Source organism: Aquibacillus sediminis (genome assembly GCF_005870085.1).
In the GTDB taxonomy this organism is placed as follows: domain Bacteria; phylum Bacillota; class Bacilli; order Bacillales; family Amphibacillaceae; genus Aquibacillus_E; species Aquibacillus_E sediminis.
The window spans coordinates 68,354-93,196 of record NZ_SZNM01000015.1 but is presented as its reverse complement, the minus strand read 5'-3'; the positions used below and the strand labels follow the sequence as shown (position 1 = coordinate 93,196).

The following is a 24,843-nucleotide window of genomic DNA, read 5'->3' as shown; positions in this document are numbered from 1 at the left end:
GATGTCGGCTCATCGCATCCTGGGGCTGTAGTCGGTCCCAAGGGTTGGGCTGTTCGCCCATTAAAGCGGTACGCGAGCTGGGTTCAGAACGTCGTGAGACAGTTCGGTCCCTATCCGTCGTGGGCGTTGGAAGTTTGAGAGGAGCTGTCCTTAGTACGAGAGGACCGGGATGGACACACCGCTGGTGCACCAGTTGTTCCGCCAGGAGCATGGCTGGGTAGCTACGTGTGGAAGGGATAAGTGCTGAAAGCATCTAAGCATGAAGCCCACCTCTAGATGAGACTTCCCATCATTTTAAATGAGTAAGATCCCTCAGAGACGATGAGGTTGATAGGTCCGAGGTGGAAGCGTGGTGACACGTGCAGCTGACGGATACTAATAGATCGAGGACTTAACTATTTTTAAGGTTTGATTGTCTTGAGTATTTCTTATCTAGTTTTGAAGGTGCAAAAAAACACTTGCATTTTATATAAAAATTGCATATAATATATTTTGTCCTTAAAAATATGGTTTAGTGGCAATAGCGAAGAGGTCACACCTGTTCCCATGCCGAACACAGAAGTTAAGCTCTTCAGCGCCGATGGTAGTTGGGGCTTTGCCCCTGCGAGAGTAGGACGCCGCTAAGCTTATATATTATTCCACAGTAGCTCAGTGGTAGAGCAATCGGCTGTTAACCGATCGGTCGTAGGTTCGAATCCTACCTGTGGAGCCATTTGGAGAGCTGTCCGAGCTGGCCGAAGGAGCACGATTGGAATTCGTGTAAACCGCTAACGCGGTTTCGAGGGTTCGAATCCCTCGCTCTCCGCCATTGATTTACAATTATTGTTTGGCCCGTTGGTCAAGTGGTTAAGACACCGCCCTTTCACGGCGGTAACACGGGTTCGAATCCCGTACGGGTCACCAAAGTTTTTTCACATAAGTGAAAATAACTCACACTATTTGGAGGATTAGCTCAGCTGGGAGAGCACTTGCCTTACAAGCAAGGGGTCGCAGGTTCGAGCCCTGCATCCTCCACCATTTTTAACTCAATATTTTATTATCGCGGGGTGGAGCAGTCTGGTAGCTCGTCGGGCTCATAACCCGAAGGTCGCAAGTTCAAATCTTGCCCCCGCAACCAAATTTTATCTAACTACATTGAGATTACTTCTTAGCTAGATAATAATTTTTAACATTTTGGTCCGGTAGTTCAGTTGGTTAGAATGCCTGCCTGTCACGCAGGAGGTCGCGGGTTCGAGTCCCGTCCGGACCGCCACTTTTACATAGAAGATATTATTCTTTCTATATCATAGAATTGGCTCGGTAGCTCAGTCGGTAGAGCAACGGACTGAAAATCCGTGTGTCGGCGGTTCGATTCCGTCCCGAGCCACCACTTTTAAAACCTTTAGAATAATACGGAGGGATAGCGAAGTTGGCCAAACGCGGCGGACTGTAAATCCGCTCCCATCGGGTTCGTAGGTTCGAGTCCTACTCCCTCCACCATCTCTATTAACACAACAATCTATTTATCATAGGGGTATAGTTTAATGGTAAAACGAAGGTCTCCAAAACCTTTGATGTGGGTTCGATTCCTACTACCCCTGCTTTTGAAATTACGGCGATCATGGTGAAGTGGTTAACACACCGGATTGTGGTTCCGGCATGCGTGGGTTCGAACCCCACTGGTCGCCCCATGTCATTATTGGGCTATAGCCAAGCGGTAAGGCAACGGTTTTTGGTACCGTCATGCGCTGGTTCGAATCCAGCTAGCCCAGCCAATATTGCGGAAGTAGTTCAGTGGTAGAACACCACCTTGCCAAGGTGGGGGTCGCGGGTTCGAATCCCGTCTTCCGCTCCATTAAAATAAGGCGGTATAGCCAAGTGGTAAGGCAGAGGTCTGCAAAACCTTTATCACCGGTTCAAATCCGGTTACCGCCTCCATAATATGCCGGTGTGGCGGAATTGGCAGACGCGCACGACTCAAAATCGTGTTCCTTCTGGAGTGTCGGTTCGACCCCGACCACCGGTATCTTTAGGTTGATTTTAGTTACGATGAAAAGTTTTTTATAAGCTTGTAAACCTTGAAATATAAGGGTTTATAAGCTTTTTCTTTTATTTGAGAATACGATTAAATACGATAGGTTTTTAAGTCATTTTACGCATTTTTTACGCAAATTTTACGCGCTTTTTAGACAGCCATATTCTCAAATGTCTTCACTGCAACTTGCTCATCTTGTAAGCGTAATTCTTTTAGAACGTGTGTGTATTCTTTTAATGTTGTTTCAATATCACCATGACCGAGTCTTTCACTTACATAATGAATGGATGCCTTTTGATAGAGAAGTACACTTGCGTGAGTGTGACGTAATCCATGAACGGTTATCGGTTCAATGTTTAACTCAACCAATAGTTTTTTTAAAAGCTTATTAGCGTTTGTATTGCTGATGACCTTGTATTTTGAACCAGGACTAAAGAACACTAATTGATGAATGTTCTCAGTAGTATTTTTAAATAACTGCTTAAAGTGATTCATCGTCAATTGATCCATTTTAATGATCCGATTGGACTGTTCGTTTTTAGTTGGACCAAAACCTTCTGGAGAATTTCTTTTATAGCCCCATGTCTTGTTTATGTTAATAGTGTTGTTAGTGAAGTCAAAATCTTTCCTAGTTAATCCTACTAGCTCACCGAAACGCATTCCAGAAGCTACAGCAAGTAGTAATAAAGAATAACCTCGTCCTTCATCAATGTTATTCCATATACTTTGTACTAGACGTTCACTTTCATGATAGTTTAGATACTTTTCTACTGACTTTTTTGCTTGAACTGTCCAAGTTGGTTGAGTTTTTCTAGTGAAATCAATTTGGATAAGTTGTTCTTCCATAGCATCTTTAACACATGATTTAATATGTCCATGTACTTTTGCAACTGTTTCTTTTGCTTTATTAGCCCCAAACCAATTCAAGAATTTTTGATATTCATGCCTTTTAACATTTTGAATGGGTGTATCTGAAAAATACTCTCTCACTGCGCTTAAAGAGTATTCATAATGCTTCAATGTTGTTTGGCTTACTGTTGGAGCTTTGTAGAGCTCAATCCAATTTTCAAAGTATTCGTCAATAGGATATTTCTTAAGAACAGGTTGCACACCTTTTGCTAATTGTGTTTCAATTTCAGCAGCAGCAACTTGGGCTTCCTTTTTTGTACGAAACCCACCCTTTCTAATAGGTTTTGATTTCCCATTTACCACATTGCTAACCGAGTATTCATAACTCTTACCACGTTTTCTTATATATGCCATTATTCTATTTCCCCTCATCTTGTTTATTTGATAAGGGTGGCCTTTTGGTCATAATGGAGTCACCCTTATCATAAACGCTTTTTCATATTTTGTATAGCTATATTGCTAGGTTGTTTGATCATTTGAGAATATTTGCTGAAAGTTGTTATCTAAAAACTCCGCCATTTTCAACGCATGAAATGACCAATTACGTCCCTGTTTATTTGGATAGTACACAAATCCACCTTGGTCTACATCGAGTATTTTTCTGAATTTTGAAGGATAAAGGATGTTTTCTTTGATCCATTCTTTTTTACGATTAATTTGCAATTCTAAGTCTTTCATTGACCAATAAACGCCTGTTAGCTGTGCTTGTTTTAATTCCTCCAGTTCAACTTTTGAGATTATTACGGTATCTGGCGGAATAGGAATATTTAGATTTACATTTAACTGTTGCATGTAAATGCCTCCTTAAAGTACAACATAATGAAATTTCACACCGTGTCTCTTTTTATTAACATGAATGTATCCTTTGGCATTAAGTATGATTTCGATATAAAAAAAATAAACAGGTTTGAAACAATAGGAAATATAAGGACACAAGAGGATACAAGAGGAAATGTGTAAAACTACTTATAATTAACAGAAAAACTGTTAATGATGATATTGGTCAGGGGTATATCGCTATGTACAAAGATTATAATGATCTACCGATTGTACTAAGTGTAAAAGACATTCAAGTTATATTAGGTATTGGTAGAAGACAAGCTTATGCTCTAGTTAATTCTAATAAATTCAAAGTAATTAAGATTAACAAAAGAATTCTAATACCTAAATCGTCGTTTGTTGAATGGTTTGAAGGAAAGCAATAGTGAAGGGAAGAGATCCCTCCCATTATTGCTATTTTTTTTTTTGATTTGTTAAATAGTAGCTCAGTAAATTGTGCACCAGGACAACGAAAAAAGTTATTAACAAACTATTTTTTAAAAAAATAGAGTAAAACGTTCTTTTAAATTTGTCGGACGATTGTGAGTATAATAACTTTCCAAAGTGATAACAAATATTTGTAACGCGGCCGTTTTGCTAATAAGCAATTAGTTTCTAACAATGTGCCATGGTACTATCACATTATTAAAAAATCTGATCAGATATTTCGAATTAGTAGAGCTCTATAAATCTGTATAAGTGCGAAAAAGTAAGGAGGAATATTTAATGAAAAGAACAGAAAATAGAAGAGAATTGGAAGTAATGCTTCTTCAAGTAGTAAAAGATGCAATTAGCTTACCAGGTGGGCAGGAAACAAAACTATTCGGCTATGGTCAATACCTTAAAGATGCTCTTATAGCATCTAACGACGATGGATATATAGCAGATCGTACGTTAAGGTTACTGACAAATGAATTTGCTTATCTTCAACCTAGTGAGGAGGAGTTAGTAAAATCCTTAAGTTGCTTTGATGTTGATTTTAATGAAATATTGAGGCGGATCGGAAAACCTAATTTAACTGATAAGGAAATAGATATACTTGATGATAAAGTTAAAAACGCTGTTCTCGAACCAAAACTATCGGATAAGCAGTTTAACGATTTAGTGAAATGCTATAGGTTAATTTTGGAGCACTACAATTCTTTAAGAGATATTCTAGATTTGGGTTTAACAATTAAGTTACTAGAAGAGGAACTTTCTATGGAACATGCCCCTAGTCATACAGCGGGATAAAATTATGTAAGGCAATCGTTGTAGTTAGATGATTTAAAGGAAAACAATAGTGAAGGGGGCGAAGTAATCCCCCCTCATTATTGTCATTTTTTTTTACAATAAAGGATCTTCAATAAGATAGAGTTCATAGAATTCTTTATTATGTTCTCTTTTTGCTATAAGGTTAATAAATGATCGAACTTGAGATTTAATATAATCGTGTTTCTCAAGTTGCTCTGAAGGCACAATAAAAAGGCAGTTGTTTTTATAAAGGAATTTCTTTCTGGTAGTTGAATACCCTTTTTCAATACGTGCTTCTTCTAATGAACCAGTTGCTTTTTTCCAATCAATTAGAACATCAACCTTTGGCAGGGATTTTAATCTAAAGCTTACACCCCCTTTTATTGGTACAATGTCTTCTAATGGGTATCTTTCTAATATTTCCATTAGGTTTACTAAAAGATTAAGGTGCTTATAAGCTTTGTTACTGTTCTTTTTATTTAATTCTATTAGATAGTGCATAGTAACGTTTGTTACTTTCAAAGTTTCCATTTCGTTTGTTCCTCCTATTGTTGTTTGATAACGAGATTTATTATTATTATCGACAATCTCACGCTTGTTCCTTTTTACTAAGATAGAACAATCTATATTATTCACCGTAAATCCCCCTTAACGCTGGAACGTTTTCGATTCTTCTTTTGGAATAGTAATCAATAGCGGATTTAATGCTAGCGAGAACATATCCCTTTTCAAATAAGAAAAAACTTTCCTTTGAATAACTAGTTTTGTTTAAATTAATTGTTTTTGTGGTATCGAGATAAACGTCGCCACGTCGGTGCAAGAATGTTAGTTGTTTGAGTTTGTTGCTATGGTAGGTTGGATTAATGGGGTCTTCTTTTAGCAGCTTTGAAAGAGGAAAATTAATATCGTCCTGTTCGCTATCATAAATATAAATACTCATTGGACCTAGATGAGGGACTGAAAGCTTGATACCATTTTTAATTGGTGTCATCTTGATGTTCCTACCTTGTAATCCTTCCTTTAGGACCAAATAGAGGTGTGTTATTTGCGCTATTCTAATTGGATCATCCATGTTTCTTTTTATTAACTTCTCGTACTTTTTTGACGTGAGAAATTGGCCAACAGTGCTAGCCATGTTAATCATTCCTTTCGGTGTTATATTGTATTGTGGGCATATTATATAGATTAATATAACCTTTTTCAATGGTAATTAATGGTGTTCCAATGTTCCAAAAATATTTCACTCTTTTTAAAAATAATAGTTTAGTAAAATATTTATCTCTTAATTTTCTTCAAATAAATCAAATTAAAATGGAACATTGGAACAAAAGGGGTATAAACGTTGATATAATAGGGTTTATAGCATAAATGATGTCTTTGAAATTTGGAACAGTGTTCCACTATTTTTGGAACAAACCGAGGTGAATGGGATAAATCTTCACGAAGAAATGGTAAAGAAGGTCAACTGCCATTAAAAATGGAACAGTTTACTGATTACAAAAAGTTATTCTGGAACATGTTCCATAGAATTTGGAACAAATTAAAAAGGAAGTTTTTCCACAAGATCGATTCCTACATAACAATGGATAGGATTAGATCCGTTTATGCGTTTTTTCCCAACTGTGATTCCATACTCCAGTAACCTTTTTTCAAAACTTTTTCGAGTGAATTTCGTTCTGTACCCATTATCTTCGAGGTACCTGTTGAATGAATCGAATAGGTCCTTTTTTGATATTGCCAATGGCTCCTCGGAATCACCAGGTTCTAATATGCATTCTTCTTCAACATATTGACCTATTAAATCCATTGAATTAAACCATTCATCTCTTTTATTGATCATACCTTCACTAACAGTAAATCTGCCATTCCTTGTAATTAGGTCTTGAGTAACGGAGACAAGCTTGTTAAGCCATCCACTTAATTGGTATTCATCAATCATAGCTAGAGGGTCAAAGTTTTCTTTTGTGGATCCTCTAAAGGTTTTGTCCATTCTTACTGGATAGACACGATCCTTCATGCCTTGCGAAAAATCTCTAAACTTAGGTTCACTATTTGCAGAAAAAATTTGAGTTGCAAATGATATGAACTTGAATGGATCTTTCCCTTTATATTGAGCGTATATTGGATCGCCACCTGTTATGGTCTTGATTACATCTGTTTGTGGTAACCATCCATCACCAATATCTCCACAATTGTTTAGCAGTTTTAGGTGAAGTTCTGCGGAAGCAAACCTGTCATTTTGTAGAACATCGAGAGGGATATTAGCAGTATTATCAGCGCCAACTAACCTTCTCATTAAGCTTAGTAGCTTTGACTTACCATTACCGCCACTTCCTAGAAGAAAGATTAGAGAGGGGTTAATTATAGTCTTTATTAGAGATGATGCAGCTACTTCATGGATGAAAGCTATATCCTCTTGGTATAGCACGTCGGAAAGAAATTTTTCAATATGCTCACTAGTTGCTGAAGGATTATACTCGATGGGTAGTTTAAGGTGATGATAGTATTGTGGAGAGAACTCTGTGGAAAATTCACCTGTTTTTAGGTTTAGAACACCGTTCTTTAGGTTAATCACAAATGGGTGTTCTTTCTCAAACGGAAGCTCTCCCTGGTCTACAGGAGTGGATCTTACAACGTGGTTGAATGTTTCACTTACTCGGCTGTTATTAGCATAAATACCTAATTTTTCAGCGATTACGAGTTTAATTTTATCTTCCGCACCCTGCTTCCAAAGGCCATCACTATTGTCATAGTAAAAGAAGTATCTACCGTTACGATATAAAGGCAATTCATCTTTAATGACTTCCGCTAGAATAGTATGCTTGAATGATCCTTTTTCGTATACTTCTTCACCATTTTCATTGATGAACGAACGGATATACGAGGTATTCATTACATACTGTTTAGCATTTTTTAGATCCCGTTTATAAATGCTATCTAAGACATTTCTAAGTTCACTATCTGAAAGAGGCGGTGTGTTTTTTAAATTCCATGCATTTACTAAATGAGTTGCCTCTTCATAGGATAATCCTTTGTTAAAGTAATGTCCCGCTAAACTGGCAGCAGTATCATTTCTCCCTCCTTCAGAAGCGCCAGAAACAAAAATTTGGCCCCAGTCTTTTTTATCATGTTGTTTTGTGTTAGAGTTGGATTTTGAAACATTGTTATTATCCTTTAAGTTATCTATTATCCAATTTGGTAATTCAGCAATAGGACATTCTTCTGGTGATTGTCCATCAATCCACTCGTACTCAATACCACTCGGGTGTAATGAAGGTGGAGCTACAACAAAACCACCATCTCCTCTGATATCAAACCATTCTTCTATATGCTTAACACCATTTGATACTTTGAATCCTGGATGCTTAAAATATAGGTGAATTCCTTTACTTGTTCTAACTGTAGGTGTTATAGGAAATTCTATTCCAGATTGTCTGAATTGATCCATATCATCAATATCGACAACAACAATTCCACTTATTTCCCCTGTGACAATTGCCCAGTTACTTGGCATATTGTTCTCCGTCCATGCTTTTAATTCACTATCAGTTGGTCGAACACTCTGATAATTGGCCCACTTTCTCTTAGGTGCCTTTGATTTATGATTAATAGGAAAGAATGAGAATCCTAGATCTTGATAATTAAATACATTAAATTTATTTTTTAACATTTGTGTTCACTCCTTGGTATTTAGTAATATAGTCATCCAATGGTAATTCTATAAAGTCTGTAACTCTTTGTTGGTATGTCTTTGGAAGGCTCTTTTGCTTACGAAGAATATCTCTGAAGAAGTTGGCATTAATACCGATAAGCTTTGATAAGCTTTGCTTGGAAATCATATACCTTATTCGCTTTTCTTCAACTTGATCAATTAACTGTTTATTAATCATATTTTCACATCCTTTTTTAAAAATAAAATTTGAGAAGATTAGGGTCATATATATCTGGAAAAATTGCCCCCTTTCTTGACGAGGCATATTATATAGACTAGCTGTTAAAAATACCACCATAAGATTTTTCCAACAAAAAAAGGATTAACCATAATTGGCAATCCTTGTCTTCTATATTATAGAAGGTTCATTTTTTCCTTTAATTCGTTTTTGTTAGGATTAGTGTAAAGAAGAGTAGTATGAATATTACTGTGACCCGCTTGATTGGCGACTTCGTGTACGCTCATACCTCTTGAAATAGCATAACTGCAAAAGAAGTGTCTTAGATCATGCGGTGTTATTTCCTTTCCTACCATCTTGCTATATTTATTAAATAATTTGTTTACCACTGTACGGTTTACTGGGTTGTCTCTATTGCTTATAAAGAGGTTCTCACTATCAGAAGCTTTCCTTTCTCTAAGCCATTCCCTTAGTGCATTATGTACTTTATCATTTATAAAAACTACTCTTGTTTTCTTTCCTTTACCATCAACAATTAATTCTCGTGAGGATAGATTAAATTCACTCATCTTAATATTGATCGCTTCACTTATTCTTAATCCAGCATATGCAAGTAGGGTAATGATTGCATGGTTTCTGCTGCTTTTTTCATTATCTAGTATTAACTGTCTTAGCTTTTCAACATCATTTTGGTCAATTGTTGCTAGGGAAGCGTATTGTTGTTGTGTTTTAATGTTATCCTTTTTGGATATAACTAAGCCATCTTGTATCTTGTTCTCAATTAAGAAGTCATTAAATTTTATCAGAGCACCAATTTTCGAATTAATGGAAGAAGGCTTTAATTTCTTGATCGTCTTTAAATATGCTATGTAATCCTTAACGTTCTCTCTGTGCAATTTTTTGAATTCTAGATCCTTTGATTCGTTAAACCATTTTAGAAAGCCTCTAACATGTTGTATGTAGCTTTCGATGGTATTACTAGTTTTCTCTTCTTTGTCCATGTAAATACGAAATTCATCAATCATGTTGCTCACCTCTATTATGTTAGTAAATTATGTTGCATTCAAAAAGAAAAGAAAATATTAAATTATGTTGCATTTGGTAGATATATAGTATAACAAATTACTAGTTAATGCAACATAAGTTATATTATGTTGCATGAGCTGGAATGGAATGAATTGTTTCTAAACGGACAAGTAAAATGTTTACTTGCTATTTTCTTCGTTTGATTTAATGGAATGTCCCTTTACTAAATTATTTTGAACCCGGGGGGTAGGATCCTTAAAGGTACTTTATATATAAACGCACACTTGTGCTCTCTATATATTATGAAATTCCCTTCAAGTTTTTATTGGAATATTCAAGATATAATTATCCCTTCAATATTAATCTCTCGTATGCAAGCATGTTTTTTGTTCATGCTAGACTTTTGCTGCATGTTCCTTGTTAATGTTTTGAGACCCTCCCAGCTTTCTTGTCTTTCTTATTACTTGTTTCACATAACTTTGTTCTGTAATCTATCCTGTTACGATTACGGTGTTAGTAAAAATTTGGTGGCCAGCCTAATACCAGAAATTTGTTTTTAAGGTTATTTGAAGGAAATTTATGCTAAAATATAATATATATTACAAGGGAAAGATTCGGTGATAAGATGTTTGATATTGAGGGGAAAAACGTAATAATAAAGAATTTTTATTTATCTTCGGAAGACAAAGCAGATTCCCTGTTACCTAGTCTGATAAAGAACCACTTTAAAGAGGAGTGGAATATTAAATCATTAGATTATGAAGATCTGAACATAAATTCTCTTTATGAAATGTATCAAAGGGAAAAAAAAGAAGGTAAATCAAATATAATATCTTTATTTTTCGATTGTTTTAGTTTGCGCATAAAAGAAGATGATACACTAGTTATTTTTACATTTCCTTCGTCCATGAGTACTATATATTGTGAAAAAGTAGCAGAAATTGTATATACTTATTTTGAACTTGATTCACATAATAATTGGTTCCACATGATGGATAAAAACTTTTTATGTGTTATAGAATCTATAAACCCAAATTATAATGCAGATCAGGTTATTAATGAGTTCAAATCTCATTTATCTATGACTCCTATAGTATTAGTGAAATCTAGGTTTGCACGTGCTTTTAAATTATTTCAAAATGGAGAGCTTTCTTTACATGATATTCAAAAAGACCAAAGTTTACGGTATTTGGATGCAGAGGGATTTCCAGTTACTGGAAAAGGAATCCAAAAAAGACATATTCAGTATGACTTTATGAAAATTAGTAATTTTAATGCAATTAAATATATTATAGAACATTTAGATGAGAAACCGTTATTTTCAAAACTTATTGCTTATAACTGCACAGCCAATATTATGGAAACAATTACTAATATCGACGATTGGTCAACAAATGGTGTTTTACAAAATGAAGAATATTGTGAGAAGTCTCAAATCAATAATAATAAACAGTCTTCGACCGATGCTCGTAGAGGGGTAGATGATTCAGAACCTATATTTGATTTGGCACCTAATGATGGAATTATTTACACAGATAAAAAAGAAAGTGAAACTATATCTAACTTAATGGAAGAGATTCAACAATTAAAAGGTTCAATACACCAAAAGGAAGAACGTGAGAACGAACTAAAAGATCGAATCATAAATGAAACTAAAACATTGTTTTCACAAGAACTAACCCAGTTACAAAAAAACTTGAAATCACTCGTGGTTACGCAAGAAGGTAAAAATAGTTTGTCAACCGATGTAGATGTTGTTAAAGTCTATAAGCAATTAGTTGATGAACGTATCATATCTAACACTAGACCTATTATGAATGAGGAGATTAAAGATTATTTCCATCATGCATTTAAGGTAGCAAAAAAAGAAATTGATATATGTAGTCCTTGGATGGGTGATTTTGTCTTAAATGATATGGCAAGGTATATAAAGGATGCCCTAGATCGAGGTGTAACAATTAAAATAAAATATGGAATTAATAACTCGAATGGTTCAAGAAAAAATTCAGAGACTGATCACATGGCAAATAACTTACAAAAGAAATTCAGTAGATACGGAAACAGGTTTAGGTTAAATAAAAGTAATACTCATCAAAAAATTGTAATTTGTGATGATGATTATATGTTAATAGGTAGTTTTAATTTTCTTTCTTTCCGTGGCGAATATGATGTAAATACTAGATCAGAAGAATGTATTTATACAAATGATCAGAAAGCTATTGAAGTATCAAGGTCTCGAAACTTTAATTTTTAAATGTTAATAAACGTTCGGAGTAGTTACAAATCGACTTTATATACAATTTACTAATTTATCTATCAACCTCACTTCAATCAAGTGGGGTTTTTTATTGCAAAGAACGTATACTTTGATTGTAAGAAATTAACCACAATTATCGATGTGATCATTAAAAAAGGGGAGGATAACAAGTGTTTTGGAATAAGGAAAAATTAACACAGTTATTTGAAGATGCCGAAGGCTTATCTAGCCTTACAATTGTAACAGCCTACTTCTAAGGTACTGATTAAAATTATTAAGACAATGTATTAAAAACAACAACCTAGCTAAAGAACGAGTCAAAGATTTTTGTCTCAAGAATTTGATACAAGAGAGCCGCATGTTTTATTAGAAGATCTTTATAAAATTGCTGATGTGAAAATTGTAAAGGATCAAAACCTTCATGCAAAGTTATATTTATTTAACTATATTAATTACTCCCAAATAGTATCTGGATCTGCAAATCTTACGAGGGGCGGATGCGAAGAAAATATAGAAATCCTGATGACAGAAAAATGAACAGATTTAACTAAAATAAACATGTTTTTAAAGTACTGTGATAATAACTCAAAAAATTTATATGGCATATATTTGATGGTAGGAAAAGATTGTAGATATTATACAATTAAAAATCGTAACTTAAGCCGTTATACGAATCAATTACTTTTAGACCTGGAACTTAAGTGATAATAATAAATTTTATCCGGGGGATGGGGGCTTAAAGGAACTTTTATACAAATGCGTCCTTGTACTCAACAAATATTAGGAATTTTACTTTACGTTTCACTCTATATTTTTCTCTTATTACTCTTTTATGCATCTAGTAAAAAATTCCAAACATTCATTTAGTAATTGGAATTCATAAGAATTAAGGCTGTGACTATGTGCAATTTTATTTCTAATTGGATAAAGAGTGTCAAGGTACAAAAAAAACTCTTTTTGTAATCTTTTAAATGCGTTGGGGTACGTTCTGAAATATGTCTCATACTCGTGGAATAAAAGGTTGGAATATGGTTTGGTAGGTGCTCGTTTTAAAACCAATCTTGGTGCAGAGTGGTACCAATGGCAACCATAACATTTCGACATATTAATCTCTATGTAGTGTCGAAGCATATTCTCGATCTCAAACAACTGTCCGTATGCATTTTTCATTGAATTCACTTCTCTGATTTCTTGCAATCTGAACACCTCCAAACTGGATGAAAATTTCTAACAGTTAAACTGTTAAACTAATTTTACTGTGACTATTGTACTTATACAAGCTTTAAATTGTGAATTATTTTCTACAATGATACGTGTTTAAATTAATAAAAAGCCCCCTCCAATTACGATATTTGAGGGGGGGGAAGGTACATCTAAGATTTTTCAAGCTTTTTAACTTTTTTAGCCAATACCTGGATAAGTGCATGTTGGGATTCTATTGTTTCTTTACAGGCTTTAACTTCCTGTGTAGTATTGCGTTCATAAATAAAAAATAAAATAATGCTAAGAATTAGCCCACTTAGTAGAGCATAAGTAATCATCCGTATCTGTCCTCTCTGATTGTATCGTATTACGTCTCTCCTTTAACTCGTTCGCCCCCCCTGGTCAGACCTGTTGTTACAAACTGCTTAGTTGTTTCTCAAGCTCCTGCCTCCAATTTGATGGTTCTTGATTCAAAAATTGTTTCCATTTTACAAGTTGGTGAGCCCTAGCATGATGGTTGGGGCATAAAGGGATTAGATTTTCAAAAGCGTCTATATCCAGGTTTAATTTATCTAATCTATCTTTATGTTCCTTAGGTATTATGTGATGTATTTCTATTAAAGTAGGATCCTTAAAGCTACAGCCATTAACAAAGCAATTTAAAGAAATATTATGATCGTTTAATTTATTTTTCAGTTTAGTAGATTTCTCAAATGTATTATTTTCTTTACTGTATCTTTTTATCAATTCTTTTTTTACTTCCTGAATACTATTAAAAACGTTTTTAAAGGCATGGTATCCTAGCCCATAGAAACTTAAGTCCTTTGATTTTAAAAAGAAATTATTTGATTTTACAGTGTCTATGTAATCTAGGTCGATTCCCATTTTTTCAGTAATAACCCATATTAGGGCTTGCATGTATCTAGATTTTCCACCATTACCTTTAAAATACTTATTAGATTTAGCATGAACAAACTGGAATGGTCTATAAGTTCCAGGATAAGCTTTGCATACTAGATATGCAACTGCTGAGAAATGCTTATAGTATGGGTCTTTGTTTTTGTGGTAATGTGCGTATCTTATACAATCATAAAGACCATTATCAATAAAGTGATTCTGTCTTATTTTTCTAGGTAAGAAATCGCTTATTGCCATTTTGAGACATTCTTCAATTAACCACCTAGTACTTTTAACTATATCAATTTCCGATAAATCATCTAGAGTTCGTTTTTGTTTAATTCCAATGCGAGAGCATATCTGTGAAAATTGCGTATCTGAAAAGCCTTGTTCAGCTTGGATTTTGTTAAGTGGTACGCCATTATCGACGGACTTTCTGATAAATATCAGTTCTATATCTCTAACATCTGTTGCAATTCCATGAATCCTCATAAGCTTACATAGTTCCAGTGGTGTAACTTTTACTTCAGCAGCTAGGGCATTTATAGGTGTTGTTTTCCAGTTATTTTCAATAAATAGTAGCTGTTCATTAGAAAGTCGCTGCATAAAAACATCCTTCCGATATGAATTATAAGTGATCAAATTAATAGAAATTACATTATAGAGAACCAAATTATAAATTATTGTAACACAAAACAAAACTTATAAGTACTGTTTAAGTTTATACTTTATGTATCTGTCGGACATTTGTTCATTTCTCTAATCTGAAAATAGAGGTGAATAACATGTCCAATATACTTACTTTGGTAGGAAATAAAGTACGTAACCTAAGACAGCTAAAAGGATTTACTCAAGAAGAGTTAGCCGAAAAGTCTGGATTGCAAAGTACATACATTGGTGGAGTAGAGCGTGGAGAGCGAAATATTTCATTAGAGACGCTTGAAAAAATATTGACGGGGTTGAATGTGAAAGTTACCGAGTTCTTTCAGTTTGACGAAACTGATATAGAGGATGAACCAGCAAAGGAGTACTTAATAGACGGATATAAAACGTTATTGATTAATCGAACCGAGGAAGAAATTAAGACGATTCATAAAATGGTTAAAGATGTCCTTGCTCTGCTTGATTCAAAATAAAACGAAATTAATGCATTAGAAGATGGAAATCCTTTCAATAACTAATTTTTACTAAATAAAAGCATAACGCTATAAGGCCAGGGTATTTTAGTATCCTTGGTCTTTTTTTTTTCTTAAAAGCTTGGTATCGACTGTCAAATATAATAAAATAATGTAGAGGCGTGTAGGTAACTGTGTATGTACACATAGCTTTATGTAAAGTGTTATAGGAGGATAAGAAAATTAGATGTTAACTTATATTAAAGAATTACTTATAGAGATGGGATTTAAATTAATGGAAGGAGAAGAAGGGATTTGGCAAAAAAAGTATCCTAACTTTTCTGATTACAAAATAACTGTAGAAATAAAGAATGAAGATAGAAACTCCTCTGTCATAGATTGGGGAAGTAAAGTCAACGATACGCACGGTGAGATAGAAGTTATAAGAAAAACAACTTCGAGTTTAAAACAAGATGAAAATTTAGTTGTTCTTGAGTGTGTTAATAGACTGCTAGAAAAAGGGTATCCACCAGGGAGTATTGTTCTAGAGAAGGACTTTAAAGTTGGACACAAGCCAGGCTATTTGGACGTGTATGTGAAAGATCATGAAAATAAATGTTATCTTATGATTGAATGTAAAACTTTTCATGGTGAATATTCTAAAGAATTAAACCAGCTTCGAAAAGATGGCGGTCAATTGCTTTCATATTACAGTCAAGATAAGAATGCAAAGTTTGTTTTATTATACAGTTCCAAGCTTGAAAATAATGAAATTATTTATAAAAATGATATCATTGATTGTTCAGAATTAAAGGATTCGAATAATTTAGAAGAAGTTTTTGAAACTTGGGATAAATCAACTAAAGTAAATGGTGTATTCGAAAGTTGGACAACTTCATATAATATAGTATTTAAAAATATAACTAGAGCCCAACTTGTAAAGTTAGACGAAGAAACCGGAGATGGAATATATCACCAATTTGCAGAAATATTAAGACGAAATGTAATTTCAGATAAAACCAATGCTTTTAATAAGATCTTTAATCTATTTATTTGTAAAGTGTATGATGAGGATAGAGTCGTTCAGCCTGATGACGAAATGGGTTTTCAAATAACTAAAGAGGATAGTCCTAATGATGTATTTAACCGACTTATTGAGCTATATAAGGGAGGTCTACAGGATTACTTGGACATTACTTTAGATGATAACTATTTCAGTCCTATAAATGAATTAGGCTTTATTGATGTTTATAACCAAGACACTTTTGATCGTAATTATAAAGTATTAGAAGATGTTGTTAAGTTAATTCAAAATTATGAGATAAGATACACTTCGAAACAACAATTTCTTGGTGATTTTTTTGAAAAACTATTATCAACAGGCATAAAACAAGAAGCTGGTCAGTTTTTTACTCCATCTCCTATTGCAAGGTTTATATGTAGATCCTTACCAATACAGGAAATTATTCAAAAGAAAATAACTGATAGAGATGAAAATTCATATCTACCTTATGTTATTGATTATGCAGCGGGATCTGGCCATTTTTTAATTGAAGTAATGGATGAAATACAGGAACATATAGACAACATGGATGAGAAAGAGATAAGAAGTAGTAATACGGTTAGGAAAAACTTTAGAAAAGAAAGATATGATTTTGATTGGGCAAAAGAGTATATTTATGGAATAGAAAAAGATTATAGATTAGCTAAAACGTCAAAAGTAAGTGCTTTTTTAAACGGAGATGGAGATGCCAAAATTTTTAATGCAGATGGACTGGGTAATTTCTATAAAGATAAGCATTATGATGGAAGATTAGAAACTAATGTGAATGTAAAAGACAATCAACGATTTGATTTGTTAATAGCGAATCCTCCATATTCAGTTAGTGGCTTTAAAAACACCCTTAGCTATGGTGAGGAGTCATTTGATTTATATCAAAAGTTAACTGATCAAAGTAAAGAAATAGAATGTTTATTTATAGAAAGAGCTAAACAATTGGTTGTAGACGGAGGTTATATTGGTATCATCCTTCCAATAACAATTTTATCTAATAAGGGAATTCACTCTGAAGCTAGAGAAATCCTTGTCAAGAATTTTGATATTAAAGCAATAGTAGAATTAGGAAATAAAACTTTCATGGCAACTCCAACTAAGACGGTAATCATTTTTGCTAGGAGAAGAGATGCTAGCGTATCCGAGAAAATTGGTTCAGTTATAGATACATTTCTTATTAATAAAAAAGACGTAACCTGTAACGGTATAGAAAAAGCATTTAGCACATACGCAAGGAAGATCTATGACATTCCTCTGAACCAATACATTTATCTCTTAAAAGAGGATACTTTCCATTTACTCGAAGGATCTCAATTATTAAAGGATTATAAAGAGGCATTTGAGCCAATTTTAGAGGGGATTATTCAGAAAATTAATAAGGTAGAAAGTAAGTTCAAGAGATCAGAAAAATCACTTTTAAAAAAAATAAACAAAAAGAAAACCGAATTGAAAAAAATAAAGGACAATAATAAAAAAACTGAAAAACATAGTGAATTAATTAATGAGATTTCTGAATTAGAATTTGAACACCAGGAATTAAAAGAAACTACAGAAATTTTAATTGAACAACTTGAGCAGTCGAAGACAGTTGAATTTGTGGACTACGTCAAAGAAGAAGAAAGAAAGAAATTATATTATTTCATGCTCACTTATAATAATAATGTATTGTTAGTACAGGTTCCAGATGATACTAGTGAACAAAAAGCATTTTTGGGATATGAATTTGTTAATAGAAGAGGAGAAGAGGGTATAAAGATTTACCGAGATTATAACGGTGATATGACTTCTAAGTTATATAACGAAAATATGTTGTCAGATGAGTCCAAAGCCAATTACTATGTGTTAAAGATTTTATTAGAAGAAGAGTTTGATATACATGATGATCTTAAAGACAAAATGCGTATTAAACCAATGTATTCTATGATTAACTTTGAGGGTGGAGAGTTTTTTAATAAGATTTCTAATACTTTAATTAACAAATCTGATTATACTTTTAAGACTAGTTTTAAAAATGTAAAATTAAATAAGTTAGTCACTATAAAAAGTGGTGTGGTTTACGACAAGGAAGATGAAGCGCAAACTAAGTCCGGAACTAGAATATTGACAGCTTCAAATATAGATAGAGATAACTCCATTATTGATCTTAGGGAAGAAAAATATTTAAAAGAAGACCTTGAAATTGAAGATGAAAAAAAACTAAGAAAAAATGATATATTTATTTGTACCTCGAGTGGAAGTTTATCCCATCTTGGGAAAATTGCATTTATTAATAATGACATGAATGAGTATTTTGGGGGTTTTTGTGCAACTTTGCGGACTATTTCCGATGAATATTATATGTCTAAATATATATATAATATTCTGAAAACAAAACAATTTAAAAATTACATCCTAACCTTTACTGGTCAAAATATTAATAATTTATCACCTGAAAACATTTATCAATTTGAAATACCTGTCCCTGATGACCATAATATAATAAAAAAAGTTGTTGATGATACTTCTACAATAGAGTCAAAAGTTAAGATCATAAAGGATAAAATTATAAAATTAAATAATGACAACGATAGTTTAATTAGCAAGTTATTCTCTGAGGCCGAAGAAACGGATAGATTAGGAAACTTTATGGACATTAACCCAGGTATTGATGAGGTAAGTTCCCTTGATGAAGATACTTTGATTACTTTTTTAGACATGCCATCTGTAAGTAATGAAGGCGAGATAATCAACTCGGAATTAAAACGACTTAAACAAGTTAAGTCAAAGGGATACAGATATTTTAGTGAAGGGGATGTTTTATTTGCTAAAATTACCCCTAGCATGGAAAATGGAAAAGGGGCAATTGCAGCGGACCTAAAAAATGGAATTGGTTTTGGCAGTACCGAATTTTTTGTCTTAAGAGCCAATCAAAGATTAAGAAAAGAATTGTTATTTTATATAACAAAACAAGAATTCTTTAGGATAGAGGCTCATAGAGAAATGACAGGGAAATCTGGTCATAGAAGAGTACCAAAAGAATTTTTGGAAAATTATAGAATCCCTGTCTTGTCTTTGGATTATCAAGATGAAATTATTCAAAAAATAAAAGCAAATAAAAACAAAGTACGTAAATTAAAAGAAGATTTGCAAATATTAAAAATGGATGAAATTAATATAATTAATACACTATTAGATTTAAATTAAATAATTTCTTACTAAAGTGAAAAAGCTATAGTTTTTCACTTTTTTTTTATCGTAATGGATAGGAATTTCCCCCCTTTTTTTCATTATATTAGAAAAATTTATGACATTCACTAAATCGGTGTGTTAATAAAGCGTGTTTAATGTCTGGCCTTTTAAATCGGTTTTCTGATAATTCATGTTAACTAGCAGGATAGCTTAAAAAACAATTTGAGTGTTAATCTAAGAAGGATTATTGCTTTTTTTTGTTGAATTAGTTTTCTAATAGTTTTAAAGGCATTCATGAAGAAGTCAAAAATCATATAAGGCAGTTAGGAAAGAAATTAAATACGAGAGCAGAAATATTGTGATAAACTGAGTATAATTATTTCCACTGTTTGATAAAAATTTTGTTTTTTTTTTTTGAGGAGAGAGATATATATTGGTTGCATGGATTTGCTTAATTGTCTTTTTATGTCTAACAATTGGAGGAGTTTATGCTTCTTCTGTTGGCTTGACAATATTATCAATTGTGTTAACGGTTTTAGGGGCAATATTTTTTGCTTTGGGATGGGATAGATATAAAGATAGAAGAGAATCGGGTTCCTTAAAAGGAAAATTAATCTATCCCAAATTACCTATTGATTATAAAATCACCGTAAATTTAAAGGAGCTCTTTGGAAACAAAAAAGAAAAAAGATTAAATAATTTTGTTAATGAAAATTTTAAATTTACTAACCTAACTCCAGGAAAATATCTCCTTGAAATACATGGAGAATTTTTAAATACTGATGTAAGAAATGTAGAAATAAATAAAAGAACAATTACTGATATAGGGAAGATACCATTAAATTTTTTATACGATAACTTATTTGTAAAAGAAAAGGCTCCAAATATGTATGGCAATGACCTTATTCTAAACTTTAACGGATATGATTGGATTGGAGGTCAGAAGGAAAGTAAATACCTACTCTACAAACGCAAAATAGATAAAGAAGAGTGGAATGAAATAAGAATACCCCAGCTAGAAGGTGCAGTTGCAGTAACTAAATTTATAGAAATAAATAAACAATGCTTAATTTTAGGAACATCATATAGTGGAGCAATTATAACCTATGATGGGGGTGAAACATGGAAACAGCTAGTGGGGCCCACAGATGTCTGGTATGTTAGAGATGGATTTATCATGGAAAATGGTAATTGGATATTTATAGTTGATGACGGTCCAAAATATGGTGATAGGAATCTAATCCTAATTTCTCAAGATGATGGACAGACATGGATTAAATCAAGAATAGAAGAAAAAATGGTTATAAAAACATTTAAACAAGTAACGAAAGAAAGAGTAGTTCTTGGGACTGGTACGAACAGTAGAAAAGGAAGTGCAGCAGGTATTTTTTATTCTGAAAATGGTCTTAACTGGATTAGGGCTTCCTTTAATTTTAATAAAAATAAACCTATAAAGGAGATAACAGTAATTACGGTCATAAGCAACGGCAATCTATTAGCTGGTACAACAGGTGGAGGAACAACAGAAGACTTTGATAATAGTTGTAAGTTGTTATTATCTGAGGATAATGGAGAATCTTGGACTGTTCTTCATGAAGATAAAAGATGGGGTAACATACAATGGATTTATGAAAGTAATGATGGATTACTGTTTGTATGGTCATATAATAAAGTATATTGCTCTGTAGACTTTGGAGTGACCTGGGATATTTTTTATGATTTTAAATTGTATTCGAAATTTCTTGGTGAAATAGGGAAATCCTTTTATATGAGTTCCCAAAATGAGATACTTAAAGGAGATATTTCTAAATTTAATATAAAGAAATATATGACTCCAAAAAACGAGGATAAATTTTCCTAATCAATCTAAAAATAAAAAACCAACCATACCTTCAGAAACAGCGATGCTTATTAATGGCATCGCTTTACTGTTTAAATAAACAATTTTGTGTTATTGTACTTATGTTAAAGGGAGCGGTCAGTTTAACAAGAAAAAAAGTAGTGCTCTATAAACACATCTTTCTTTTTACGCAATTTTTACGCATTAAACGTGTAAAACCTTATCAGAACAATACTTTGACTCCATTATTGACCCCGACCACCGGTATTTAATCTAAGCACACAAATAATTAAATATTATTATCGTAAAAGTTGAGACAGGGAGTAATTCCCTGTCCTTTTTTGTATAGATCAGAGGTAATTTGTTTTGTTTAGGCAAGAGGAATTTAAAGATGTATAATAAGGATAAAATAAATAGGAGTGAAAACATGGATGAAATGAAGGATATTCGTTGGAAACAAAGATTTGATACTTTGAAAAGTCTTTTAAGCTCCTAGAAATATACTCGAAAGAATCAATATCAACTGAATTAGAAAGAGCAGGTATTATTCAATTTTTTGAGACAACCTTTGAATTAGCATGGAAAGTCTTAAAGGATTATCTGGAGGCAGAGGGCTATGTTGCTAAAAGTCCCAGGGATTCCATTAAACAAGCGTTCCAGGCTGAGATAATTGAAGATGGACATCTTTGAATGGATGCATTATCTAAGCGTAATTTAACCGCACATACTTACGAATCAAGAGCTAGCCGAAAAGCTAGTTATAGAAATAAAGGAGCAATTTCTACCCTTTCTTAGAAAATTATATGACAGATTATCAAAGGAAAGATAACTATGTTTGGACTGATTGATAGAGATTTACGTTTTATAAACTTAGCCTTAGAGAAATTTGATGAAATAGAGTATGGAATTATTTTTGGAAGTCGTGCGATGGGAAATTATAAAAAAGGTTCCGATATTGATATTGCAGTAAAAGGGGAAGGTATTACTTCAAAGACTTTATATAAGTTGTCAGATTTATTGAACGAGGAATATCCTTTACCTTATTTTTTTGATCTTATTCACTATGAGGCAATCACTAATGCGAATTTAAAAGACCATATCGATAAAGAAGGTAAAATAATTTATGCAGCTAATTCTTTGAATTATGGATAATAGGTATATTTTTGCTATCACTACAGTTGCATAAAGTATTTTGTGTGTTTGAGGAGATTGTACGGTTCCACTCGTATCTTATATGAACCCAACATTAAGAAAATAGTTTAGACAAAAGCCAGATAAAAATGTCTGGCTTTTTTCTTAGCAATGTTCGGCTTAGGTACCTGGTACTTCTTATGAACACTTGTTCACGAGGATTACCAGGTACCTTCTCCTTTTTTCAAGCGCTTTCTACTACCTAATTATAAAAATCATATGTAAAATAGGAGAAAAGACGTGAGGAAGGAAGTTGATTCGGTGAGAATTTTCCGAAAGGTAGGAAAAACTACAGGAAAAGCAGGTGGGTTTGTCGTTGGTGGCGGAGTTAAGCTAGTCGGAAAAGCAGTGGGAACAAAAATGAAGGAAACAGGAGAATATATCGAAAGCGTTGGAAAAACTGTAGGTGATGCTTCTGAAAATGCCTTAGATTCAGCAGGTCAATTCATAGATGGTGCTACTCAAGGCAGTTATGGTCTAATCAAAAAAGATAAGTATTATAAACAAAAGGGATTAGAAGATTTAAAAGATTCTTCCGTTCGCACAGCCAAAGGAATTGGACAAGCAGTAGTTTATACAGGAAAGAGTGCAGGAACAACTTACAGAGGTTTTAGAGAAAGCGACATAGCACAAGTGGTTGAAGGCCTAAAGGGCATTGGCAAGGTTGCTGCAGTTTCCACACTTGCGATTGGTGTAATTGATGTTGTAGATGGTGCGGATGGTGTTCAAGCTGAAACGATGGCTACCATTAATGATGAACTTATTGATCACGATCACCCAGTAACTGGGGTGCCTTTTGTTGAAAAAACAGTAGAACTTCCTAATGGTGACGTAATAGAAGGTACTTTCCCCGTCTTCGAATCTGAGTTTAAAGTTGTGATATCAGAGGATGTATACTTAGCAAGTGATGATACTCATTTCGATATTGCTAACGAAAGTTTATATCACTCGATTCAAGAAAATCCTTCTTTAGCTCATACATTGGGATTCACTCAAGCAGAAGTGGATGGTTTACAGGACGGTGAAACACCTGAAGCTTATACGTGGCATCATAATGAAGAACAAGGTGTGATTCAGCTAGTAGACGAAGAAACCCATGCGAATACCGCACATACAGGTGGTAGATCCATATGGGGTGGGGGAACAGAATATCGGTAAACATGTTGAAGGTGTCAGGCACTCCATAGTCGGAATAAGGAGGTAAATTATAATGACAAATCAAATGAAGCGTTTTGAAAACAAGGTGGCGCTAGTGACAGGAGGACGTTCGGGGATTGGACGGGCCATTGCACGCCGGTTACGCGATGAAGGAGCGACCGTGATCACCGCACAGCGCGGGAAAGACGAGGACTTTGAATCAATCGCGGCGGATTTCTCCAACCCGCATACACCGGAACAGATTGTGAAAGAAGTTATCGCTCGCCATGGGCAGCTTGATGTGCTGATTAACAACGCGGGTATGATGCAGGAAGCCAGGATCGAAGAAATGAGTCTTGAGGATTGGCAACGCAACCTCAACCTTAACCTGACAGCCCCATTCCTGCTGATTCGCTCGGCGTTGCCTTACCTGCGCAAGACACGCGGCAGTATCGTCAACACCGGCTCAGTAGAAGGATTGGGCGCAAACCCAGGGCATGCAGCCTACTGCGCCTCCAAGGCCGGGCTCCATGGGCTGACTCGTTCGGTGGCGGTGGACCATGGAGATGAAGGAATACGCTGCAATGCGGTGGCCCCCGGTTGGATTGATACCGATTTAAACCTCGATATGATCGAAAGTATGGCGGATGCAGAGTCGTTCCGACGTGACATCGCACGCATCTACCCTGTAGGTCGCACGGGATCCCCTGAAGAAGTGGCAGCATTGGTGGCTTTTCTTGCAGCTGATGAGGCTGGGTTTATCACAGGCCAGGTCTATACAGTGGATGGCGGCAGAATGACCCAGTTGAGTCTCCCATAAAAGTAACAATGTTGTATTATCCTAAAAAGCCTTATAACCAAAGGATCTTAGATATACACCTTTATATTAATCGGTAATATGTTTAGGGTATTTTAGTTTATATAGAAAATAAAATTAGCATTTCTTACATAATCAATATGCAAAAATTGGTTTAAATTTATTACAAAGTACAAGATTCTATTCAATAGAAAATCACTCCATAAACATACATTTTCATAAGGACATGTTTTGCACAGGCGGAGTTATTTCATAATAATGAAGCCATAAAAA

The 24,843-nt window shown here is 33.9% G+C and carries 18 protein-coding genes, 14 tRNA genes and 2 rRNA genes; 26 read left to right on the top strand and 8 right to left on the bottom strand.

Features of this window, described 5'->3' with window-relative positions; all coding sequences use genetic code 11:
- The 16 genes from FCI53_RS14315 to FCI53_RS14240 form a co-directional block, all read left to right on the top strand.
- Positions 1–399, top strand: a 23S ribosomal RNA gene (locus FCI53_RS14315); the annotation flags it as partial.
- 111 nt (positions 400–510) lie between these two features.
- Positions 511–626 (top strand): 5S ribosomal RNA (gene rrf, locus FCI53_RS14310).
- An 11-nt stretch (positions 627–637) separates the two neighbouring features.
- Positions 638–712 (top strand) — tRNA-Asn (locus FCI53_RS14305).
- Positions 713–715: 3 nt separating this feature from the next.
- Positions 716–808, top strand: a tRNA-Ser gene (locus FCI53_RS14300).
- Between the two features lie 20 nt (positions 809–828).
- A tRNA-Glu gene (locus FCI53_RS14295) sits at positions 829–903 on the top strand.
- Positions 904–941: 38 nt separating this feature from the next.
- Positions 942–1,017: transfer RNA gene (locus FCI53_RS14290), tRNA-Val, on the top strand.
- 23 nt (positions 1,018–1,040) lie between these two features.
- A tRNA-Met gene (locus FCI53_RS14285) sits at positions 1,041–1,117 on the top strand.
- A 58-nt stretch (positions 1,118–1,175) separates the two neighbouring features.
- Positions 1,176–1,252: transfer RNA gene (locus FCI53_RS14280), tRNA-Asp, on the top strand.
- 41 nt (positions 1,253–1,293) lie between these two features.
- Positions 1,294–1,369: transfer RNA gene (locus tag FCI53_RS14275), tRNA-Phe, on the top strand.
- A 24-nt stretch (positions 1,370–1,393) separates the two neighbouring features.
- Positions 1,394–1,479, top strand: a tRNA-Tyr gene (locus tag FCI53_RS14270).
- Positions 1,480–1,509: 30 nt separating this feature from the next.
- Positions 1,510–1,580 (top strand) — tRNA-Trp (locus FCI53_RS14265).
- A 14-nt stretch (positions 1,581–1,594) separates the two neighbouring features.
- Positions 1,595–1,670, top strand: a tRNA-His gene (locus FCI53_RS14260).
- A gap of 9 nt (positions 1,671–1,679) precedes the next feature.
- Positions 1,680–1,754, top strand: a tRNA-Gln gene (locus tag FCI53_RS14255).
- Between the two features lie 5 nt (positions 1,755–1,759).
- Positions 1,760–1,834 (top strand) — tRNA-Gly (locus FCI53_RS14250).
- 9 nt (positions 1,835–1,843) lie between these two features.
- Positions 1,844–1,917 (top strand) — tRNA-Cys (locus tag FCI53_RS14245).
- Positions 1,918–1,923: 6 nt separating this feature from the next.
- Positions 1,924–2,005 (top strand) — tRNA-Leu (locus FCI53_RS14240).
- A 159-nt stretch (positions 2,006–2,164) separates the two neighbouring features.
- Here the strand turns inward: FCI53_RS14240 and FCI53_RS14235 are convergent.
- Together FCI53_RS14235 and FCI53_RS14230 are read right to left on the bottom strand one after the other, a co-directional pair.
- A complete protein-coding gene (locus FCI53_RS14235) occupies positions 2,165–3,277 on the bottom strand; it encodes a site-specific integrase (RefSeq protein WP_138419729.1) in 1,113 nt (370 codons plus the stop codon).
- A 105-nt stretch (positions 3,278–3,382) separates the two neighbouring features.
- Positions 3,383–3,715 (bottom strand): DUF771 domain-containing protein, encoded by a 333-nt coding sequence (locus FCI53_RS14230; protein WP_138419728.1) that lies wholly within the window; start codon positions 3,713–3,715, stop codon positions 3,383–3,385.
- 227 nt (positions 3,716–3,942) lie between these two features.
- On the opposite strand from FCI53_RS14230, the gene FCI53_RS14225 reads away from it, so the two are divergent.
- Positions 3,943–4,128 (top strand): helix-turn-helix domain-containing protein, encoded by a 186-nt coding sequence (locus FCI53_RS14225; RefSeq protein ID WP_138419727.1) that lies wholly within the window; start codon positions 3,943–3,945, stop codon positions 4,126–4,128.
- Between the two features lie 340 nt (positions 4,129–4,468).
- The gene (locus tag FCI53_RS14220) at positions 4,469–4,975 is read left to right on the top strand and encodes a hypothetical protein (RefSeq protein WP_138419726.1); all 507 of its coding nucleotides are present in this window, start codon (positions 4,469–4,471) and stop codon (positions 4,973–4,975) included.
- 93 nt (positions 4,976–5,068) lie between these two features.
- Here FCI53_RS14220 and FCI53_RS14215 read toward each other — a convergent pair whose 3' ends face one another.
- From FCI53_RS14215 to FCI53_RS14195, 5 genes are all read right to left on the bottom strand, one after another.
- Positions 5,069–5,611 carry a hypothetical protein gene (locus FCI53_RS14215; protein ID WP_138419725.1) on the bottom strand — a complete coding sequence of 181 codons (543 nt, stop codon included), beginning with the start codon at positions 5,609–5,611 and terminating at the stop codon, positions 5,069–5,071.
- On the bottom strand, positions 5,604–5,966 hold the full coding sequence (locus FCI53_RS14210; protein WP_138419724.1) for a hypothetical protein: 363 nt from the start codon (positions 5,964–5,966) through the stop codon (positions 5,604–5,606). Before FCI53_RS14210 ends, FCI53_RS14215 begins: the two co-directional genes overlap by 8 nt.
- 549 nt (positions 5,967–6,515) lie before the next feature.
- Positions 6,516–8,645: a phage/plasmid primase, P4 family gene (locus FCI53_RS14205; protein WP_138419723.1), complete on the bottom strand. Its 2,130-nt coding sequence runs from the start codon at positions 8,643–8,645 to the stop codon at positions 6,516–6,518.
- Positions 8,632–8,865, bottom strand: coding sequence for a hypothetical protein (locus tag FCI53_RS14200; protein ID WP_138419722.1), 234 nt, complete (start codon positions 8,863–8,865; stop codon positions 8,632–8,634). Before FCI53_RS14200 ends, FCI53_RS14205 begins: the two co-directional genes overlap by 14 nt.
- Positions 8,866–9,041: 176 nt before the next feature.
- A complete protein-coding gene (locus FCI53_RS14195; RefSeq protein ID WP_138419721.1) occupies positions 9,042–9,890 on the bottom strand; it encodes a tyrosine-type recombinase/integrase in 849 nt (282 codons plus the stop codon).
- A 626-nt stretch (positions 9,891–10,516) separates the two neighbouring features.
- Between FCI53_RS14195 and FCI53_RS14190 the strand changes: the two genes are divergently transcribed.
- A complete protein-coding gene (locus FCI53_RS14190; RefSeq protein ID WP_138419720.1) occupies positions 10,517–12,145 on the top strand; it encodes a phospholipase D-like domain-containing protein in 1,629 nt (542 codons plus the stop codon).
- A 1,620-nt stretch (positions 12,146–13,765) separates the two neighbouring features.
- Here FCI53_RS14190 and FCI53_RS14185 read toward each other — a convergent pair.
- Entirely contained in the window at positions 13,766–14,854 is a 1,089-nt protein-coding gene (locus tag FCI53_RS14185; RefSeq protein WP_138419719.1) for an HNH endonuclease signature motif containing protein, read from the bottom strand.
- Positions 14,855–15,033: 179 nt separating this feature from the next.
- Between FCI53_RS14185 and FCI53_RS14180 the strand changes: the two genes are divergently transcribed.
- The 7 genes from FCI53_RS14180 to FCI53_RS14150 all read left to right on the top strand — a co-directional run bounded on the left by FCI53_RS14180 (position 15,034) and on the right by FCI53_RS14150 (position 24,573).
- Entirely contained in the window at positions 15,034–15,384 is a 351-nt protein-coding gene (locus FCI53_RS14180; RefSeq protein WP_138419718.1) for a helix-turn-helix domain-containing protein, read from the top strand.
- Between the two features lie 226 nt (positions 15,385–15,610).
- Entirely contained in the window at positions 15,611–19,600 is a 3,990-nt protein-coding gene (locus tag FCI53_RS14175; RefSeq protein ID WP_138419717.1) for an N-6 DNA methylase, read from the top strand.
- A gap of 418 nt (positions 19,601–20,018) precedes the next feature.
- Positions 20,019–21,446: a beta propeller repeat protein gene (locus FCI53_RS14170; RefSeq protein WP_138419716.1), complete on the top strand. Its 1,428-nt coding sequence runs from the start codon at positions 20,019–20,021 to the stop codon at positions 21,444–21,446.
- A 477-nt stretch (positions 21,447–21,923) separates the two neighbouring features.
- Positions 21,924–22,115, top strand: a complete 192-nt coding sequence (locus FCI53_RS21930) for a nucleotidyltransferase substrate binding protein (protein ID WP_342774217.1) — start codon at positions 21,924–21,926, stop codon at positions 22,113–22,115.
- A 141-nt stretch (positions 22,116–22,256) separates the two neighbouring features.
- Positions 22,257–22,577, top strand: coding sequence for a nucleotidyltransferase family protein (locus FCI53_RS14160; protein WP_138419715.1), 321 nt, complete (start codon positions 22,257–22,259; stop codon positions 22,575–22,577).
- 279 nt (positions 22,578–22,856) lie between these two features.
- The gene (locus tag FCI53_RS14155) at positions 22,857–23,774 is read left to right on the top strand and encodes an HNH endonuclease (RefSeq protein ID WP_138419714.1); all 918 of its coding nucleotides are present in this window, start codon (positions 22,857–22,859) and stop codon (positions 23,772–23,774) included.
- A gap of 52 nt (positions 23,775–23,826) precedes the next feature.
- The gene (locus tag FCI53_RS14150; RefSeq protein ID WP_246050118.1) at positions 23,827–24,573 is read left to right on the top strand and encodes an SDR family NAD(P)-dependent oxidoreductase; all 747 of its coding nucleotides are present in this window, start codon (positions 23,827–23,829) and stop codon (positions 24,571–24,573) included.
- Positions 24,574–24,843 lie beyond the last annotated feature (270 nt).